Origin of the sequence: Nocardia sp. CA-145437, from assembly GCF_050956485.1 — a bacterium.
Taxonomy (GTDB): Bacteria; Actinomycetota; Actinomycetes; order Mycobacteriales; family Mycobacteriaceae; genus Nocardia.
In genome coordinates this window covers 5,589,080-5,606,412 of record NZ_CP191204.1, presented here as the reverse complement: position 1 = coordinate 5,606,412, position 17,333 = coordinate 5,589,080, and the positions used below count along the sequence as shown (strand labels likewise).

Here is a 17,333-nt window from a genome sequence, read left to right as displayed (position 1 = left end):
CGCCGCAACGCTACGCGGCGACAACGGTTTTGACGTGATCTCGGTGAAAATCGGACTTTGTTCGCATACAGGCGAGATAGTGATGCCCAACAGCCGTCTGTGGAAGTTGGTGTCTAGGTTGCTCATGCGACTCCGGTCGATCCGCCGTCGGCGGTCCGCCCTGCTCGCGATCGGCGCGGTGCTGTGCCTGGTGCTCGCCGCGGTGGTGTTCGTGTTCGGCCGCAGCCGCCCCTCGGCCGCCGTCCAGCCGCCCACCCTGGAACTCGCCCCGACCCCCGCCGCCACCTCCTATCGGGACCCGGTGCTGGTGCGCGGCAAGGCGATCGGCGCGAAACAGGTCGCCATCGGCGACCAGTCGGTGCGTCCCGCCCCGGACGGCTCCTTCGAGATCCGGCTGCCGCACGGTCCGGTCGACGCCACGGTGGTGGCCACCGGTGCGGCGGGGGACACCGTCGTCAGCCCGGTGAAGGTCGAGGTGACGCTGCCGCGCATCCGCGCCGTCCATGTCACCGCCTACGCGTGGGCCTACGACCCGATGCGGGAGGCCGTGCTGGATCTCGCCCGTCAGGGCCGGATCGACACCGTGCAGCTCGACATCAAGGACGAGGACGGCATGATCGGCTACGACTCGCAGGTGCCGTTGGCCCGCGAATCCGGTGCGGCCACCACGATTTACGACGCCCCCGCCGCGCTGAAGCAGCTGCACGACATGGGGTTGAAGGTCATCGGCCGCATCGTCGCCTTCCGCGATCCGACCGTGGCCGTGTGGGCCTGGCGCAACGGCCATCCCGACTGGGTGATCCAGAACGCGGGTGGCCAGCCGTACTCCAGCGGTTACGGCGCGATCGCGTTCACCAACTTCGCGAGCCCCGAAATCCGGTCCTACAACCGTGATCTCGCCGTCGAGGCGGCGAAGCTTGGCTTCGACGGCGTCATGTACGACTACATCCGCCGTCCCGACGGCGGGCTGGGCGGCATGCAGTTCCCGGGGCTCTCCGAATCCCCGTCGGACTCGATCGCCAACTTCCTGCGCGACTGCCGGGAGCCGATCCACCAGGCCGGTGCGTCGTTGAGCGCCGCCGTGTTCGGCATCGCCGCCACCCGGCCCGACGAGATCGCCCAGGACATCCCGTCGATGGCGCGCTACTCGGATTTCCTGGCGCCCATGCTGTATCCGTCGCACTGGCATGCCGGGGAATACGATGTCGCGAGCCCGAACTCACAGCCCTACGACATCGTGTTCCGGTCCCTCCAGGACTTCCGGGCGCGCACGGCGGGGACCAGCGCGCAGGTGATTCCGTGGCTGCAGGACTTCAGTCTGGGCGTCTCCTACGGGGACGACCAGGTGAAGGCCCAGATCGACGCCACCTATGCGGCGGGGTACAACGGGTTCTTCCTGTGGAACCCCGCGGTCACGTACCACCCCGGGGCGATGATCCCCAACTAGCCGATGGTCAGCCCCGGTTCAGGGTCACGCCGAGCGGGGCGACGGTGAGCTGGGACCGGGTGGCCTGCACGGTCACCTCGAAAACCGGCGTGCCCGTGAGGGGTCCGTCGACGAAGCCCGCCACCCATCAGCCCCCGATCTCATAACTCAGATCCGCCGGCAGCCACGGATCCTGATATGAGATCCGAGATCCGTCCTGGGACAACGCCACCAACTCGACCAGCCTCGCCGTGCTCGGACGGTTGTACCCCTTCGCATCCTCGAAACTTGTCGACATCCGATGACTGATCGCCCACCGGCTCGACGCGATCGGCGGGCCCCGGCCCCTGCTCACCCGGCCACAACCAGATCGGCCCGCCATACGAGAACGTCCAATTCCACACCATCGGCCCCGACAGCAGATTGTCCATCGAAGTAGATCCACCCGTTCCGGTCCGCGGCCACGAGCATGTTCCCGTCCACCGACACGGCGGTGACCTGCCCGTCCAAACACCCCGGCGTCGGCACCTTCCGCCACGCCCCCCGCGACTCCCGAGGCCGCGTGTACAGCGACCCATCCCGCAGCACAACCTCCGCGAAACCGTTCAATCCCTGTGTCCCATCCCGCAACTCGACCGTAGGCGGGAAGCTCACACTCTCCGGCGCAGCAGCCAGCTCATCGAACTCCGCCACGCCCACGGCAATCGCCGCAGCCGCCGACCTCAACACCGAGTGCCCCGTCATCCGTGCACCCAACCCACCCCTTCGCCCGAATGACCCACCTTTACCAGGCGATTTGCACACCCCCAACCCCCATGGTGTACCTTCGTCCAGTCGCCGGGTAATCCCCGCGACAACCGCAAGGGGCTATGGCGCAGCTGGTAGCGCACCACACTGGCAGTGTGGGGGTCAGGGGTTCGAGTCCCCTTAGCTCCACCAATCGTGGCATTGCACGAACCGACTCCATTGGGGCTGGTACCGCGGAAGCGGTACCAGCCCCAATGTCGTTTCCGGGTTGAGGGATGCGGAACGTGGGGACTAGACGATCGGACCCGGTGATGGCGACCTGGGCGACGAGGGTCTCGATCAGTGCCTTGGCTTGGGTGCGGGTGCCGGTGGCGATGATTTCCGCGATATGGTCAGCGATGCCGTCCAGCGCGGCGGGTTCCGGGGCGGTGGGTTCGCAGGCCAGGGTGGCGGTGAGTTGGTCGCGGCGGGTGGCGAGCTGGGTTGTCTTGGTGCGCAATTCGCCGAGTCGCCCGGCGAGGAGTTCGGGGTCGAGGGTGCCGTTCTCGAAGGCGTTCAGATAGCGGTCGATCGCCTGCTGAGCCTTGGCGAGTTCGGCGGAGACGGCAGCAAGTTCGGCGCGGGTGCCGCTAATCGAGTCGTGGTGGTGGAGCCGCTGAGCGTGGATGGCTTGGCTGATCAGGTCGTGACGGTCGTGCGGTAGAACTTGCCCAGGGCTTCGAGGATGGCGGCGTCGACGGAGTCGGCATCGAGTCGTGTGAAGTCGCACTTGTCGCTGTCGTAGCGGGCACGGTTGAAGCAGGTGTAGTAGCGGTAGGTGCGGGAGCGTCCGGTGGCTCTGGTACCGATCATGGCGCGTCCGCAGCGCGGGCAACGCAGGCGACCGGTCAGGAGATAGTCCGAGGAGTTGGCGGCGCGGTGGGCGTGGGATTCCCCGCGCGCTTCGAGGACGGCCTGGGCATGGTCGAAGGTGGCGGTATCGATGAGGGCGGGGTGGGTATCGGTGACGGTGGTGCCGCGGAAGGTCAACTCGCCGAGATAGATCCGGCTGTTGAGGATCCGCAGGACGTGGTGGCCGGACCATTCGCGGCCGGTGCTGGCGCGATGACCCCGCGCATTCAACTCCGCGGCGACGGCACGGGCACCGAGACGACGGCAGGTGTAGAGGTCGAAAATCACGCGCACGACCACGGCTTCGGCTTCGTCGACGACGAGGGTTTGAGTAGCTTTGTTGACTCGGTAGCCGTAGGGGCGTTTGCCGCCCTTCCAAAGCCCTTTGGCGGCTTTGCGTTCCATGCCTGCGATGACGCGGTCGATGATGGTGTCGCGTTCGAATTGGGCGAACATGCCCAGCATCTGCACCAGCATGCGCCCCATGGGAGTGGAGGTGTCGAATGGTTCTGTGGCAGAGCGGAACACGACTTTGGCCCGGTCGAGTTCATCGAGCAGGGTGACCAGGTCACGCAGGTTGCGGGAGAAGCGATCCACTCGGTAGACCACGAGCACATCGATGACCCCGGCGCGCGCGGCTTGCAGGGCACGTTGCAGACCTGGCCGCTCGGTGCTGGCACCGGAGGCGTCGTCGGTGAAGCTGGCAGTGTGCCGCCAGCCGGGTTGGGAATCGATGTAGGAATCCAGCCGGGCGTCCTGGGCTTCGATGGAGTAGGGCTGGTTTTCTTCGGTGGTGGAGCGGCGGGTGTAAGTCCCTACCCGCACGTCCTGCTCCCATGCGGCAATGTCGGTAGAGATACGCGGAGTTGAGGACTTCTTGGTGCCTGCCATGCTGCCGGTCCTTCCCATCAAGACACGCTTCTCGCAAAATCCGATGTCTGAAACAACCTGTGGCCGCCCGGAATTCGGGTTCGGGATTCGGTCCGGTATGTCGCCGGGTTCATTGTCCCTCGATCGGTTTTCGAATGTATTGGTGTGGCGGGTATTTCGGTCGGGGTGTTTCATGCGGCGTTCCGTTCGCCGTTGTCGTTGTCGTTGTGGTGGCGGTGGGTCCATGCGGTGATGAGGTCGGCGAGGAGGGTGACGGCGTAGTCGTGTTGGGTGGTGGTGAGGGGTTCGGTGTCGATTCGTTCGATGTGCCAGCGTTGGTGGACACGGTCGCGGGCGCGCAGCTTGGCAGGTTCGGTCCCGGTCAGGGTGCGTTTTCCGGGTTCGGGGCGTTCCATCGAGGCTCCTATGGGATGTTCGGCGTTAGGAGTGGCGTCACCCTGTACTGGCAGCGGAACCCGCGTTTATCCGCGTCCGGGACCGGAATTGATGCAATTCCGTGTTCCGCGGTCAAAGTTCGACATCAATCACGGGTCCGCTGGGTTCCGGCATATGGGGGTGTCGCGCCTGTTAACTGCCAAGGAGGGGCCCGATTTCGACATTTGCGCGCGAAAAGTTCGATAACGATCGGTGTCGCCACAGCCGAGCACCCCAGGGGCGATTGCCTTACCTGGGGCGCTCTGAACGGGTTCGTGGGAGCAGTGACGCCTACCGCCGGTTGATCAGGCCGGTCTGGTCTTGACCGTCGTCATCGGCGTTTACGGGCACATTCCACATGTCGTGGCCGTTGCCGTTCGGGCCGGGTTCCAAGGACTTCATCGGTTCACCTCCCCCCCAGCAGCTGCGGGTTTCGGGGGGCTTTGGGAAGCGTTGTCTGTTGGGATGGTGTACCTGGTTCCGGTGTCCGCGCAGATCACGTCGGCGATCTTGACCAGGGCAGGGAGGTCGTCGGGTTCGAAATGGTCGGCGCTTGGGGCGATCACCTCGTTGACGCATTCGGCGTAGGCGAGATTCATCAGGCGATTGATCACCGCACCGGGGCGCTTCGGGTCGCCGAAGTAGACCAGGACCACCGACCACCCGCGCTTCTCCGCGAGCGTGTGAATGCGTGCCTCGTCCTGCTGCCACTGTTCGCCAGAGACGTCGGGGCGGAGGAATCCGATCACGTAGTTGGTCATGGTCGGGTCCCGGCATATTCGCGATATACGGGGCGGGTGATCGCGAGGCGACCCCGATTGGTGCAGCGCCAGCGCGCTGGTCCTTGCAGGGTGCCCATCGCGAGCCCGGTGCGGGACAGTCGCAGCAGTGCCCGGTGGATCGAGGTTTCGGGCAGCCTGGTCGCGCGGCAGAGTTGTCGCACGGTCAGCGCTTCGGCTGGGTCCAGGTTGGACAGTGCGCCAAGCACTTTCGCCTCGGGTTCCGTGAACGCCATCGTTCACCGCCCTCGACTGATCGGGACGTAACTGCGTGGTGGTTCGGCGGCGAGTCGTGCCTGGATGTCAGCGACGGTTAGCCGCGGCGCGGGACCGTCACTGCCAGCAAGAAGGCGGCCGGTTGCGGCGGCGGCGAAGACCACTAGCGAGACGAGCGTGATGGCAAGAAGGATGTCCATGTCCGGCAGCTCCCGGTACTCGGCGGTCGTTGCAGCGCACCCGATGCCGGGGGTATCGCGTGTTAACAGGCCACCCGGCATCGGTGGGGCTGACTGCCAGTCCACTGCACAGGGGGCGGTCATCGGTAGGCGCGCGGGCTGGGCGGGTGTGTGCACAGGGGGTGTGCGCAATCGTCGATTGATAGCGGTTCGGTGTTACCGGTGCCACACTGCGATGCATGGGACGCCGTGCGAAACAACCGAATCGGCAGTTCGAGGAGCTGGTCGACGAGGCCGGCGGGGTACGCAAGGCCCTCGCCCGCCGCGTCGTCGACCGGGGCCGCGGTCTGGGGCTGCAGCTCAGCTACGACCACACTTCGATCGGGCGCTGGCTGTCAGGGGAGCAGCCCCAGCCGCCGGTACCGCAGCTGATCGCCGACACTCTGACCGAATTACTCGGGCGCACAATCACACCGGCCATGTGCGGCATGTCCAATCCCCGGGATGCGGCCGCGGATCTCGGCCTGGAGTTCTCACTCAGTCTCTCGGGAGCTGTCGCCGCCTCGACCGCGTTGTGGCGCAGCGATATCGAGCACCGACGATTTCTTCAGGACACCTCTTACGCGGTTGCCGTGTACCCGGCCGCCTCCATGCGGTGGCTGACACTGCCCGGCCCCGAACACCCCGTATCGATCGGCTCGTCTCGACGTGTCGGGCAGATCGACGTCGACGCGGTCCAATCCATGGCCGCGGCGTTCCGGGATCTCGACAACAAGGTCGGTGGCGGCAAGGTCCGCTCGACGATCGTGCAGTACCTGCACAGCTCGGTCGCGCCGCTGCTGCACGGCAGCTTCAACGAACACATCGGCCGCCAATTGTTCGGCTCCACAGCCGAACTCGTCCGCCTGGCCGGATGGGCCGCCTACGACCAAGAAGACCACGGCCTGGCCCAGCGGTACCTGATCCAAGCCCTCCGACTCGCCCGGGCCGCCAGCGACGGCGCGCTCAGCGCGGAAATCATGGCCGCCATGAGCCACCAGGCCACCTACGTCGGTCGGCCCGGAGATGCCATCGACTTGGCCCGCGCCGCCCAGATCGCCGCGCGCACCGCTGGTCTGGCTGCCCTCGAATCCGAATGCCACATGGTCGAAGCCCACGGCCACGCCGCCCGCCAAGACGAAACATCCTGCACCACAGCACTCAACGCCGCCGAACGCGCCTATGATCGCGCCCGACCCGGTGAACAACCGGTATGGCTGGCCTACTTCGACCAGTCCTACATCTCCGCGAAAACCGCCCACTGCTTCCGCGAACTCGGCGACCACGCGCGCACAGCGCAATTCGCGCAGCGATCATTGACGATGTCAGCGGGCTACCAACGCGGACGCGCATTCAACCTGAGCCTGCTCGCCTCCGCCCTGACCGTCACCGACCCACGCGAGGCCGTACAGGTCGGACGCGGCGCGCTCGATATCGCCGTCGAACTGGCATCTCGCCGCAGCCTGTCCTACCTGCGGGACCTGCGCTACCGGTTGCGGCCGTTCAACGACTTGACCGAGGTCGCCGAGTTCCGTCAGCAGATCCTCGAACTCACACGGCGAGGCTGAGCGCCCGATAGATCGCGACCACCGTCGCCGCACCCACGATCTCACCCCGATCGATCATGGCCGCCGCCTGGGTAAGCGGGATCCACCGCACGTCCTCGGCCTCGTTGATGTCGGGCGCGGTATCGGTCAGATCCGCGCCCCGGGCCAGATAGATCTCCTGCGGCTGATCCAGGGTGCCGATCGAGGGCTGATAGGTCACCAGATGCTCCATCGCGCGTGGCCGCCATCCGGTCTCCTCCTCCACCTCCCGCGCCGCCGCCACCGCGACATCCTCGGCATGATCGACATAGCCGCCGGGCAGTTCCCACACCCATTGATCGATGATGAACCGATGCCGGTACATCAACAGCACTTCGCGATTCTCGTTGAGTACCAACGTCATTGCACACCGTGGCATCCGCGCTACGTACTGAGTAAACCGGACCCCGTCCGGCAGTTCGACGTCGACCGTCGAGAGGCGAATGTGCCGATTCTCATCGACCAGGCGCTCCCCGAGGATGTTCCACTGCGTCGCACGCTTCACGCCCCAGACCCTACGCGGTCAACGGTTTGGCTGGGCTCTGCCCTCGACCGCTTTCGCGCCTTGCTTCCCCGCCCGACGACTCACGATCGCACCCTCTACGGCTAGATCTTCGAGGTCCGTGTCCAACACGATCGTGGTCTTACCGGGGAGAGGATGAATTTCGATCGTTCTGACCGTCGTGGAGCGAGTCTTGTTCCCACGCTGGACAAGTACCGTGTCGCCAACATGCAGCGGCTCACCTTCGACGACTCCCGTGACGAAAAGCCACCCGGGACGGCTCGACAGACGATCGACCCTCTCCACGAGCATTCGCGACTCGACGTTCGCCTGCGCGGCGGTCAGCGGCCAGTCGTGCCAGCACTGGCAACCGGCAACGCAACAGTGGATCCAGCCGCCGCATACCGCATCCGGTTTCCACAGCATGTGCTCGGAAATCGGATGCGAGCACTGATCACAGGACTCTGGCGGAGTCCACTCAGGGCTGGGCTCGCTCATGAACAGAAATTGTGAACGATCGATAGCGTCCCCCATGTCGCGACACTTCGCGCTGCGCTCGTCAAAACCGGTACGTCCGGACCGGATCACTTTGGCCGGTTCGAACAGCGCTCAATGCGGCTACTATGGGATGTTCAGTCGACTGCCATTGCTTGCTGGGGTGATCGGCGCCGACCGCGCCAACGAGGTCGTGATCATCACCGGCACCGGTGATGATCATCTTCGGCCAGGCAGAGCGTGCGTGCCGATGAAGGGTGGCGGGCCGCAGTACGATCTCTGGCCGGACAATCGCACCGTCGCCGATCATCGCACCGAAACGTGTTCGGTCCGAAGTGCTTTCACGTCATCCTCTAGGGCTAGGATGTGACATACTCCTCGCGTCGCGATCGATAGGGCGGGGGAGTGGCAGTGACGGAGGGTCAGGAGTTCGGCTGGCTCGCAGAAGCTATCTCGATCTTCGGTGCGTCATGCAAGGCCATGGTGAACGGACCGGGCGACCCCGAGGCGTCAATTCGACCACCTCTGCAGAATCTTCTGGAAGCTGTGGGCAGCCACGACGCAATGGACGGCGTCCTGTGGCATTCCGAAACGCCCCTGCGTGATGTTGGCGTGCGCCCTGACTATGCGGTTGAGGTGCACGGTGAAATCGTAGGTTATGTCGAGGTCAAGCGCCCCGGTCAGACGGTCGATCCAGAGAAGTTCACCGGGCGTAACAAGAAGCAGTGGGAACGGCTCCGCGACTTGCCAAACGTCCTCTACACCAACGGCACTGAGTGGCGCCTCTTCCGCTCCGGCGAGCTGATCGGTGCCCCGGTCTTCTTCGACGGCGATCTCGGAAGTGTAGGACACTCGTTGTCCGTCCGGGAGCCCGCCGCATTCCATGCCCTTCTGAGGACCTTCCTCCACTGGGTTCCTGAGCCGATCCGCCACATCAACACACTGGTCCGGCGCACCGCGCCGCTGTGCCGCCTGCTACGTGCGGCGGTCCTGGAGCAGCTGGAATGGGAGGGACAGTATGCAGCGGAGGGCGCGCGGCCCGAGGAACTGCGGTTTACCGGGCTGAAGAACGACTGGCGTAGGCTGCTCTTCCCGTCAGCTGACGACGCTACCTTTGCCGACGGATATGCCCAGACGGTGACATTCGCGCTTCTGCTAGCGCGTACAGAGGACATCTCCGTGAAAGGAGTGGGGCTACACGAGATCGGCCGACGCCTGGATAACGGACACGCCTTGATGGGCAAAGCCCTTCAGCTCCTGACCGACAACATCACGGTAAGCTTCGAGGTCAGCCTCGACCTGCTTATCCAAGTAGTCGACGCTGTCGAATGGGCGGTGATCCGCAGGGGTCGGCGGGATGCCTACCTACACCTGTACGAATCGTTCCTGGAGGTATACGACGAGAAGCTCCGCCAGAAGAGCGGCTCGTATTACACCCCTCGGGAAATTGTCGAGGAGATGGTGCGCCTTACCGAGGATGTGCTCCGTACCCGCTTGAGTCGCCAGGCCGGATACGCGGACGACAGCGTGCGCATCGTCGATCCGGCGATGGGAACGGGCACATACCTTCACGCGATCATCGAGCACGTCGCCGCTTGGGCGGCGGATAACGATGGCCCTGGGGCGATTCCGGATGCAATAGGCAGTCTGGCAAAGCGCCTCATCGGCTTCGAGCTGCAGATGGGCCCCTTCGCCGTCGCCGAGCTAAGGGCTTCGGACCTGCTCAAGCGGCATAAAGCAGTCGCACCACCTGACGGTATGAAGATGTTCGTCACCGACACATTGGACAACCCGTATCTGGCCGAGGAAACCCTCGCCTCGACGTACGGCGTGATCTCGGAATCGCGTCGGCGGGCGAACCAGGTGAAGGCCAACACGCCGGTCACCGTCGCAATCGGCAACCCACCCTACGACGACAAGGCCATGGGCCGTGGAGGCTGGATAGAGAAGGGAAGCCCGGCGCAGGGCAGCACCCCGATCGAAGCGTTCAAGTGGCCCGGAAACGGTCGCTATGAGCACGTGCTCAAGAACCTCTACATCTACTTCTGGCGTTGGGCAACCTGGAAGGTCTTCGACGCCCATCAACAGGACCAGCAGGGAGTCGTCTGCTTCATCACCCCCGCTGGCTTCACCACTGGCCCCGGCGGGCGTGGCATGCGTAACTACCTGAGGCGGACCTGCGACGAGGGTTGGGTTATAGACCTCTCTCCGGAAGGGCATCGCCCAGATGTGGCCACCCGGATTTTCCCTGGTGTTGCCCAGCCGCTGGCCATCTGCATCTTCGTCCGCAGCAAGGACACCGATCCCGATCGGCCCGCCCACATCCACTACCGAGCCATACACGGCAGGCGAGCCGATAAGTACCGCCAGCTCAAAGAGATCCAACTGGACGACGACGGCTGGCAGGACACGCACTCTGCCGCCATCCGCCCGTTCCGCCCAGTCACCGAGACGGGGTGGGAGGACTATCCTGCTCTCGATGATCTTTTCCTTTGGGGAAGTTTGGGAATTACCGCTAACCGCTCGTGGGTCAACGCCCCCAGCGAGCAGTTGCTCCAACGGCGCTGGGCGCGTCTGATCCACGAGGCCGACCCCGACAAAAAGGCGAAGCTATTCAAGGAGACGCGAGATCGTTCGCTGCACGCCTGCCGGCCCCCGCTGCCCGGACAACCCGAGCACGCCCACGGGCTTGCAGACGAAACTGACCTCACGCCGGACCTGATCCGCATCGCCATGCGCAGCTTCGACCGGCAGTGGCTGATCTCCGACAGTCGCGTCATCGACTTCGCCCGACCCACACTGTGGGAAGCCCTCCAGCCGGGACAGCTCTTCCTCAACCAGCAGTCCTCCCAGGAGATCGAGACCGGGCCGGCCGTCGTCGCCACCGCGCTGCTCCCCGACACCCACCACTTCAACGGCCGCGGCGGCAAGATCATGCCGATCCTCCACCCGGACGGCACACCCAATGTGCATCCACGCCTGCTCGCCCACTTGGCGACCGAGCTCGGCCTCGACCGCATCACGGTGCACGACCTGGCCGCATATGTGGCGGCTGTCGCCGGGCACAGTGGGTTCACCGTGCGGTTCGCCGAGGAACTACTCACTCCTGGCGTACGGCTGCCGCTCACTCGCGATCCCGATCTGTGGCACGAGGCCGTGAAGCTTGGTGAGCGTCTGCTGTGGGCCTCGACGTACGGGGAACGGTACATCGATCCGAAAGACGGTCGACCAGCAGGAGATGTCCTCTTCCCTCCAGGCGATCCGCGTCGGCTCCGTTACGACCAGCACATCGGGACGGAGGTTCCGAGCGAAATCCACTACGCCGAGATGAACCGAACCCTGTACTTGGGTGCCGGATTCGTGAGCCCGGTCCCGACAGAAGTGTGGAACTATGACGTCGGCGGCATGCAGATCGTCAAGAAGTGGTTCGGATACCGCAAGGCGAACCCCAACAGCCGCAAGACGAGCCCACTGGACGACTTGCATGTTGACTCGTGGCCATCCAGCTGGTCGCGCGAACTCATGGAACTGCTTTCCGTGCTGCGCCGGCTCACCGACCTCGCTCCCGTGCAACAGGAACTGCTGGACCGGATCCTCGCCGGACCCACGGTCACGGTGGCAGACCTTGAGAAGGCCGCTATTCTGCCGGTGCCCGACAAGGCTCGCAGGCCCCGTCGTCTACTGAAGCCTAGTCACGACGAGCTTCATCTGGACGCCGACGAGGAACCGTAGCGTCAGCTCAGCGTTTCTCCGCCCAGCGCTCCACGTACGCTAGCGCCTCTGTTCCGCTCCATGTACCCTCTGCGAGTTCACGGAGCGCGTGCATTTCCGGACTGAGTGAGGGTGTACGTCGCTGCATCTCATCGGCGAATACGCTCACCTCAGCCAGGCGTTCGCCAAGCGTGGCGCACTCGGCTTCGAAGTAGACCGCCTTGCCTCGCGGCGTGATAACCAGACTCTCACCTGTGACTTCCAGTAGGCCCATCCAACTGAGAGTTTGCACGTCGGCTGTGATGCTCTCCTGGTCTAGCCCCCGGGCTGCGGCCGCTATCGCATCAGGGTACGGAATCTCGGCGGTCACGAGATGACGCAGAACCCGAATCTGTGATGGCGAAAGCGCTGGGTGCACGGATGTATGTCTAGCAGCACCGGGGACGATCCTGCCGCAGACCGCGCGTAACGGGGCTTCTAAACAAACTGTGCGCCCGCTCTGTCGCAATAACGCGAACGCGTGGCTCAGGATCAGGTCACCGACACCCTGGCCAGGTCGTTTCCGAAGGTGGCAGAGATGATGCGGGAAGCGAAATACGATGTGCTGGCGTGCACCGGATTCCCGCACGCGCACTGGTCGAAGGTGTGGTCCAACAATCCCGATCGAACGGTTGAACAAGGAGATCAAACGCCGCTCTGATGTGGTGGAGATCTTCCCGAACCCGGTGTCCTTCGTGCGGCTGGCGACCGCGGTCGTGATTGAGCGTTCGATCGACCTCGAACCGCCTTGGCCGGTTGAGCTTCGCCGGGTGCATCCAATCGCCTCCACAGATCTGGCGCGATTGAGCTGCTTGTCGTGTTCATTGCCTTCGTAATTCGGGGGATGACCTTGGATGGGGCGTGCGGGTGACGTTCGAGCTACCCGAGGGATATGGCACCGTGCCCAGATTGTCACAGCCGGTCGTATGTCACCGTGATCACTTACACTGGTCGTATGGCCATGTCAGTGGCATGTCGTACACTGATGGTGTACGGAACAGCAGTGAAGGTGGTGCGCGGTGGAAATCGAAGAGAACGGCTTCTTGGAGTATCTACAGCTCCAGGGCAGCGACCAGCTGGTTACAAAGTCTGAGCTGATCGCTGCGGTCCGCAAGGCTGGGTTCTCTCTGACCTCCCGTCAGCTCACCTTTTACGCCACAACTGCAAAGCTGATCCCTCACAGCGTCCGCGTCGGCTCCCGGGCCGGGGCCTACCCACTGATCGTGGTCGACCTGGCGAAGTGGATCCTGCGCGCCCGAAAGATCGGCGTTTCCATCGAGGCGCTACAAGAACTGATGCCGGTGTGGAAGTGCCTCATCCGGGCTCGCATGGCCGGCCAACTAGACCTCTGCGAGCTCGAATTCGTCGCCCGGCAACACGTCCGGTCGGTCGAAGCTGCGATCAACGTGCCGCGGTTGTTCATCGACACTTTGGGCCAACTTCCCGAGCGAGCGGTCGACATCGTCGACAAGAACAGGAACCTAAAGCGTTCGACCCACCCGGACACGACGATTGGATTCGCCATCGCCCGGCGTCCGAAGGACGAGAACGGTGTGGAAGGCGATCCGGAGTGGTTCGCCGCTACCCGGATCACTCTGGCATTGCAGCGCAACTACTCCACTGATCCGGCCACGGTCATCCTCGGTTTGGGGCCGAACGAGAAGCTCCCGCCCGACCCCGAAGACGGGTCAGCGAAGCGGCCAGCATCTACCCGGAAGAAGGAGGTGACCAGCTGAAAAGCGCTGAATACAAGTAGTGAGGCGGGCATTGGAGTGCCCGCCTCACTGTGAAGGCTGCTACGCAACCTGCTTGCACTCGTAGCGTACGGCCTTCACTTCGGTCGGAGAAACACAACCCACGAAGTAAGGGCAAACACTAATCATGGCAATTCGTATCACCGCTATCCACCTCGAAGGTGGCACCACCCACGAGCACATCCAGCGGCTGCGGTGGATCAACCCGGCGACAAGCAAGACAGGCGAGAACACCCGGGCGGACATCGTTGCCTGGATCGGGAATGAGAACGGCAAGGCGTACGTGGAAGAGCCCCGCGCGCCGCGGGTGGATGTAGGCGTTGTCAATCCAGGCAACGGCAAGCCGAAGTATCTGCGGACTCATGCCGACGGAGTCTGGACGAACAATCTGCTCAACCTGCCGAAATTCTAGGCAAGGCTGAAGGATGAACAGCCGCACCGGATTCCGAGGACCATCTCGGATGCGGTGCGGCTGAGTCCGCCCTCTCACCCTTTCCAGAATGTCAATAGATGCGACTGGACCCGGTGCTGCGAAGGCACGAAGAGCATCTCGATGGACGGTAGTGGCTCCAGCAAGCCCTCTTCCGCGTCCATCCAGAAACGCCGTTGAGTGCTCTCAGGACTCATCATCGTAGTGGTCCAGGTCGATGATGATGTTGTCGTCTGTGGAGGCGGTGCCGTCGTGAAGGTGCACGGCCGCAGCTGGATACGGGCTGGTGGGCTGTGGCTGGCTGGTGAGGAACCGGTCGCGGACGGTCGGGTCGTCATGGTCGAAGGCGGCTTCGTTGTAGGGCTGGCCGGTGCTGGCGTGGTGGGAGATGCGTGGGCCGCGTTCGGGTAGCTCGGCCAGCCGAAGCCGCTCGGTCACGGTGTCACTGTTGCTGGCGGTCAGCAACGCCCAGACCGGGCCTGCGGGGCCGTCTTGGTGGGTGAGGTCGCGGGCGGCGGTCGCGATCACTAGGCCCGAGTCGCCGTTGGCGAAGGTGCGGCGTAGGGCGGTGTGTAGCCCGGTTTCACGGCGGGTCGAGTGCAGCGAGAAGAGCAGGATTCCGAATCGGTCGGTGGGAAAGCTCTGGTAGTCGGCGAGTTTGGAGGCGACGGTGGACAAGGTTTCAGTGCCGGTGTCGTATTCGAGGAAGAACCGCACCGCGCGCCCGCCCTGCTCCCAGCAGCCATACCCGTCCGGGCGGATTGGGGTGGGATCGAGCGGCGAGGTCCAGAACTGGTCGGTGCATTGGCGTTCCGACCACCACTGCGTCAGCCCCTCCGCATCCGCAGTATCGGGGTGACGGGCAGGGTTGCGGTGCGCGGCCAGCGCGGCGAAGAAACTGTTGACCCCCAAGCGGTGCTCGAGGGTCGGGGAGCAGGCCAGCCGTTCGAGCATCACTGCGTGCGCGGCCGGGGTCGGCGGCTTCCCGGCACGTGCGGCGGCGATCAGGCGTGCGCCGGAGTAGCCGAGGGCGTGGCGTGTTTGGCTGGTGCCACCGCCGTAGAGCGACTCGCGGAAGGCGAACAGCATGCCCATCTCACGCAGCTTGCGTAGTCGGTCCTGGGCGCGGCGGGTCGAGGTGAACTCCAGCGCTGCGATCTGGTCGGTGGTCAACACCTTGTGCTCGTTCAGAAGGTAGAGAAGACGACGGTCACGATCGAGGAGTCGGAACCAGGGACCGGCATCCGGATGCCCGCCGCGGCCACGCCGCCGCCCCCCACGTGATGGACCCTCAGTATTGATACTGAGTCGGGATTTCGACCCCGCCCTCGGATTGTGGTGTTGAGCGGCGCGGATGCCGATACCGTGTTCGGCGTTTGGGGCGGCGGTTATAGGACGCCGAGCAGACGCCGACCCATCCGTATTGCCATCCGCCGATCCAAACGCAGCCCGATGTTCGTCGTGGCCGGTCATCGGGCATCACCGCCCGCGACCGGTCGGGCACCCACGGCCCGGATGATCACGTCCGGCCCGTCGACCAGCACCGCCCGGTTCGTATGCTGGTCCGTCAGGTCCACCGAAAAGCAGAGCCGCAGGTCAATAGCCTGCGGCTCTGCTGTTTTCGTGGCGGCGCGCGAACCGTTCGAGGTGGTCATGGTCGTGTGTTCCACAGGGCGCTGACCGGCAGGGCGCGGAATTTCGGTCCGAAGGGGAGGGTTTCGGTGCCGGTGTAGAGCACGTATCCGGCGAGGAGGTCGTCGCCCAGGCGTTCTGCGAGGTGGCGGAGGCCGCGGAAGTCCTCGCCCTTGACCGTGGCGGCGGCTTTCACCTCGATCGCGATCACCTCGCGTCGGTTGTTCTCGAGGATGATGTCGACCTCGACGTTGTCGCGAGTGCGGTAGTGGAACATGCGGGCCTCCTGGTCGGACCAGGTGAGCTGACGAGCGAGTTCGGCGGCTACGAAGCCCTCCAGTAGTGGCCCGAGTGGGCCGTTCACGGCCCGCAGTGCGCGCGGGTCGGCACCGCACAAATATGTGGCGATTCCGGAATCGACCATGAACACCTTGGAGGTCGCGACGGCCCGAGTGGTCAGGTTTCGGGACCAAGCGGGGATGCGCTTGATCAGGAAAACCTCTTCCAGGAGGCGGAGATAGCGGGCGACGGTGTCCTTGGGCAGGCCGAGTTCATTGCCGAGGGCGCCGGGCACCAGAAGTTGACCGGAGCGGGCCGCGACGAGGTTGGTCAGGGTGAACATCTCAGCGGAACGTTCGATCTCGGACAGTTGCATGACATCTCGATTGATCAGATCGGCGACGTAGGAGGAGAAGAATCGGGAACGCCGTTTACCCTCTCGTGCAACGGCTTCGGGGAAACCGCCGCGCGCAATCCGTTCGATGTAATCATCGCGATTCTCGGTCCCGTCGTGCCGTAGCTGGGGTCCGCGCTCGAAGGCACAATCGATGAATTTGTCGGGTGCGCCGTCGATTTCGCCTTGGGAGAGCGGCCAGAGTTCGATCGTCTCCATGCGTCCGGGGAGCGCGTCCGGAACGCTCCGAAGTGCCATGACGTGAGCCGAACCGGTCAGCAGGAACCGGCCGGGTCGTCCGTCGGCGTCGACGGTCTCCTTGATCGCCAGCAGCAGTTCCGGCACTCGCTGGACCTCGTCGATGATCAAGAGGGAATCGTCGAGGACGAACTGTGTGGGGTCGTAGCCGGCTGCCTGTCGGGTCTCGGGTTTGTCGAGGCTGCGCCAGGTCGCGCCGATCTCCCTGCCTATCCGGGCGACCAGCGTGCTCTTTCCGCATTGGCGAGCTCCGTTGACCAGGACGACACGAGTATCTGCAAGCGCTTCATGCACTGCCGAGTGGGTATGCCGGGGAAGGATCCGACCAATCGGCGATGACGAGAAGGACGAGGTCACCGCAGCAGTATTGCATATGTCATGCGCGATTTGCCGCATAATACGTGCGCGATCTGCCGGTTCCTGTGTGCGTGATCTGCCGCTTCGGTCGTGCGCTTCTTGCCGATGCTGGAGCCGCTGCTTCGCTGGAGCGTTGTCATTGAGTCGGCGGTTTGGTCCGCAGATGATTCGTTGCGATCGGGCACGGGGAGCGGTCGCGATCATCGGGCACCGACAACCGAGCCCGGCCGGGCACCCACCGCTCGAATCATGATTGCGGGCCCATCGACAAGCACCGCTGCTGTTCAGGCAATGCGCGAACCCGGCAGGTGCCC

At 64.3% G+C, this 17,333-nt stretch carries 18 protein-coding genes, 1 tRNA gene and 1 pseudogene; 9 read left to right on the top strand and 11 right to left on the bottom strand.

Translation table 11 applies throughout. The features are described from left to right. Positions 1-124: 124 nt before the first annotated feature. Entirely contained in the window at positions 125-1,447 is a 1,323-nt protein-coding gene (locus ACQPYY_RS26090; protein ID WP_433591353.1) for a putative glycoside hydrolase, read from the top strand. Between the two features lie 330 nt (positions 1,448-1,777). Here the strand turns inward: ACQPYY_RS26090 and ACQPYY_RS26085 are convergent, their stop codons facing one another. After that, positions 1,778-2,170 carry a hypothetical protein gene (locus tag ACQPYY_RS26085; protein ID WP_433591352.1) on the bottom strand — a complete coding sequence of 131 codons (393 nt, stop codon included), beginning with the start codon at positions 2,168-2,170 and terminating at the stop codon, positions 1,778-1,780. A 119-nt stretch (positions 2,171-2,289) separates the two neighbouring features. Between ACQPYY_RS26085 and ACQPYY_RS26080 the strand changes: the two genes are divergently transcribed. After that, positions 2,290-2,365, top strand: a tRNA-Ala gene (locus ACQPYY_RS26080). Positions 2,366-2,561: 196 nt separating this feature from the next. After that, positions 2,562-2,876 (top strand): hypothetical protein, encoded by a 315-nt coding sequence (locus ACQPYY_RS26075; protein ID WP_433591351.1) that lies wholly within the window; start codon positions 2,562-2,564, stop codon positions 2,874-2,876. Here the strand turns inward: ACQPYY_RS26075 and ACQPYY_RS26070 are convergent. The 4 genes from ACQPYY_RS26070 to ACQPYY_RS26055 form a co-directional block, all read right to left on the bottom strand. Then, entirely contained in the window at positions 2,852-3,955 is a 1,104-nt protein-coding gene (locus ACQPYY_RS26070) for a recombinase family protein (RefSeq protein WP_433591350.1), read from the bottom strand. The genes ACQPYY_RS26075 and ACQPYY_RS26070 overlap by 25 nt on opposite strands. Before the next feature lie 170 nt (positions 3,956-4,125). After that, the gene (locus ACQPYY_RS26065) at positions 4,126-4,350 is read right to left on the bottom strand and encodes a hypothetical protein (RefSeq protein ID WP_433591349.1); all 225 of its coding nucleotides are present in this window, start codon (positions 4,348-4,350) and stop codon (positions 4,126-4,128) included. Positions 4,351-4,767: 417 nt separating this feature from the next. After that, positions 4,768-5,130, bottom strand: a complete 363-nt coding sequence (locus tag ACQPYY_RS26060) for a hypothetical protein (RefSeq protein ID WP_433591348.1) — start codon at positions 5,128-5,130, stop codon at positions 4,768-4,770. Further along, positions 5,127-5,384, bottom strand: a complete 258-nt coding sequence (locus ACQPYY_RS26055; RefSeq protein ID WP_433591347.1) for a helix-turn-helix domain-containing protein — start codon at positions 5,382-5,384, stop codon at positions 5,127-5,129. The genes ACQPYY_RS26060 and ACQPYY_RS26055 overlap by 4 nt, the downstream gene beginning before the upstream one ends. 398 nt (positions 5,385-5,782) lie before the next feature. Here ACQPYY_RS26055 and ACQPYY_RS26050 point away from each other — a divergent pair, with 398 nt between their 5' ends. After that, complete coding sequence (locus ACQPYY_RS26050; protein ID WP_433591346.1) at positions 5,783-7,150, top strand: hypothetical protein; 1,368 nt, start codon at positions 5,783-5,785, stop codon at positions 7,148-7,150. On the opposite strand, the gene ACQPYY_RS26045 is transcribed toward ACQPYY_RS26050, so the two are convergent. Together ACQPYY_RS26045 and ACQPYY_RS26040 are read right to left on the bottom strand one after the other, a co-directional pair. Then, a complete protein-coding gene (locus ACQPYY_RS26045; RefSeq protein WP_433591345.1) occupies positions 7,134-7,532 on the bottom strand; it encodes an NUDIX hydrolase in 399 nt (132 codons plus the stop codon). The two genes, ACQPYY_RS26050 and ACQPYY_RS26045, sit on opposite strands and share 17 nt — an antisense overlap. A 159-nt stretch (positions 7,533-7,691) precedes the next feature. Then, positions 7,692-8,168, bottom strand: coding sequence for a hypothetical protein (locus tag ACQPYY_RS26040; protein WP_433591344.1), 477 nt, complete (start codon positions 8,166-8,168; stop codon positions 7,692-7,694). A 34-nt stretch (positions 8,169-8,202) separates the two neighbouring features. Between ACQPYY_RS26040 and ACQPYY_RS26035 the strand changes: the two genes are divergently transcribed. Both ACQPYY_RS26035 and ACQPYY_RS26030 read left to right on the top strand, forming a co-directional pair. Next, positions 8,203-8,535, top strand: coding sequence for a hypothetical protein (locus ACQPYY_RS26035; protein ID WP_433591343.1), 333 nt, complete (start codon positions 8,203-8,205; stop codon positions 8,533-8,535). 41 nt (positions 8,536-8,576) lie between these two features. Further along, positions 8,577-11,897: a type ISP restriction/modification enzyme gene (locus ACQPYY_RS26030; RefSeq protein ID WP_433591342.1), complete on the top strand. Its 3,321-nt coding sequence runs from the start codon at positions 8,577-8,579 to the stop codon at positions 11,895-11,897. A gap of 7 nt (positions 11,898-11,904) precedes the next feature. On the opposite strand, the gene ACQPYY_RS26025 is transcribed toward ACQPYY_RS26030, so the two are convergent. Beyond that, positions 11,905-12,246: a hypothetical protein gene (locus ACQPYY_RS26025; protein WP_433591341.1), complete on the bottom strand. Its 342-nt coding sequence runs from the start codon at positions 12,244-12,246 to the stop codon at positions 11,905-11,907. A 159-nt stretch (positions 12,247-12,405) separates the two neighbouring features. Here ACQPYY_RS26025 and ACQPYY_RS26020 point away from each other — a divergent pair. The 3 genes and pseudogenes from ACQPYY_RS26020 to ACQPYY_RS26010 all read left to right on the top strand — a co-directional run. Then, positions 12,406-12,640 (top strand): annotated as a pseudogene (locus ACQPYY_RS26020) (transposase); the annotation flags it as partial. A gap of 294 nt (positions 12,641-12,934) precedes the next feature. Next, the gene (locus ACQPYY_RS26015) at positions 12,935-13,651 is read left to right on the top strand and encodes a MerR family transcriptional regulator (RefSeq protein ID WP_433591340.1); all 717 of its coding nucleotides are present in this window, start codon (positions 12,935-12,937) and stop codon (positions 13,649-13,651) included. 145 nt (positions 13,652-13,796) lie between these two features. After that, complete coding sequence (locus ACQPYY_RS26010; RefSeq protein WP_433591339.1) at positions 13,797-14,081, top strand: DUF3892 domain-containing protein; 285 nt, start codon at positions 13,797-13,799, stop codon at positions 14,079-14,081. Between the two features lie 204 nt (positions 14,082-14,285). On the opposite strand, the gene ACQPYY_RS26005 is transcribed toward ACQPYY_RS26010, so the two are convergent. From ACQPYY_RS26005 to ACQPYY_RS25995, 3 genes are all read right to left on the bottom strand, one after another. Beyond that, entirely contained in the window at positions 14,286-15,401 is a 1,116-nt protein-coding gene (locus ACQPYY_RS26005) for a replication-relaxation family protein (RefSeq protein ID WP_433594733.1), read from the bottom strand. 167 nt (positions 15,402-15,568) lie between these two features. Next, a complete protein-coding gene (locus ACQPYY_RS26000; RefSeq protein ID WP_433591338.1) occupies positions 15,569-15,754 on the bottom strand; it encodes a hypothetical protein in 186 nt (61 codons plus the stop codon). After that, positions 15,751-17,019 carry an ATP-binding protein gene (locus tag ACQPYY_RS25995; protein WP_433591337.1) on the bottom strand — a complete coding sequence of 423 codons (1,269 nt, stop codon included), beginning with the start codon at positions 17,017-17,019 and terminating at the stop codon, positions 15,751-15,753. The genes ACQPYY_RS26000 and ACQPYY_RS25995 overlap by 4 nt, the downstream gene beginning before the upstream one ends. Between the last annotated feature and the right edge of the window lie 314 nt (positions 17,020-17,333).

Bases quoted from the DNA above. Each gene is read 5' to 3' on its own strand.
- ACQPYY_RS26090 (WP_433591353.1), top strand. From the start codon at position 125: ATGCGACTCCGGTCGATCCGCCGTCGGCGGTCCGCCCTGCTCGCGATC.
- ACQPYY_RS26085 (WP_433591352.1), bottom strand. From the start codon at position 2,170: ATGACGGGGCACTCGGTGTTGAGGTCGGCGGCTGCGGCGATTGCCGTG.
- ACQPYY_RS26075 (WP_433591351.1), top strand. From the start codon at position 2,562: ATGGTCAGCGATGCCGTCCAGCGCGGCGGGTTCCGGGGCGGTGGGTTC.
- ACQPYY_RS26070 (WP_433591350.1), bottom strand. From the start codon at position 3,955: ATGGCAGGCACCAAGAAGTCCTCAACTCCGCGTATCTCTACCGACATT.
- ACQPYY_RS26065 (WP_433591349.1), bottom strand. From the start codon at position 4,350: ATGGAACGCCCCGAACCCGGAAAACGCACCCTGACCGGGACCGAACCT.
- ACQPYY_RS26060 (WP_433591348.1), bottom strand. From the start codon at position 5,130: ATGACCAACTACGTGATCGGATTCCTCCGCCCCGACGTCTCTGGCGAA.
- ACQPYY_RS26055 (WP_433591347.1), bottom strand. From the start codon at position 5,384: ATGGCGTTCACGGAACCCGAGGCGAAAGTGCTTGGCGCACTGTCCAAC.
- ACQPYY_RS26050 (WP_433591346.1), top strand. From the start codon at position 5,783: ATGGGACGCCGTGCGAAACAACCGAATCGGCAGTTCGAGGAGCTGGTC.
- ACQPYY_RS26045 (WP_433591345.1), bottom strand. From the start codon at position 7,532: ATGACGTTGGTACTCAACGAGAATCGCGAAGTGCTGTTGATGTACCGG.
- ACQPYY_RS26040 (WP_433591344.1), bottom strand. From the start codon at position 8,168: ATGAGCGAGCCCAGCCCTGAGTGGACTCCGCCAGAGTCCTGTGATCAG.
- ACQPYY_RS26035 (WP_433591343.1), top strand. From the start codon at position 8,203: ATGTCGCGACACTTCGCGCTGCGCTCGTCAAAACCGGTACGTCCGGAC.
- ACQPYY_RS26010 (WP_433591339.1), top strand. From the start codon at position 13,797: ATGGCAATTCGTATCACCGCTATCCACCTCGAAGGTGGCACCACCCAC.
- ACQPYY_RS26000 (WP_433591338.1), bottom strand. From the start codon at position 15,754: ATGACCACCTCGAACGGTTCGCGCGCCGCCACGAAAACAGCAGAGCCG.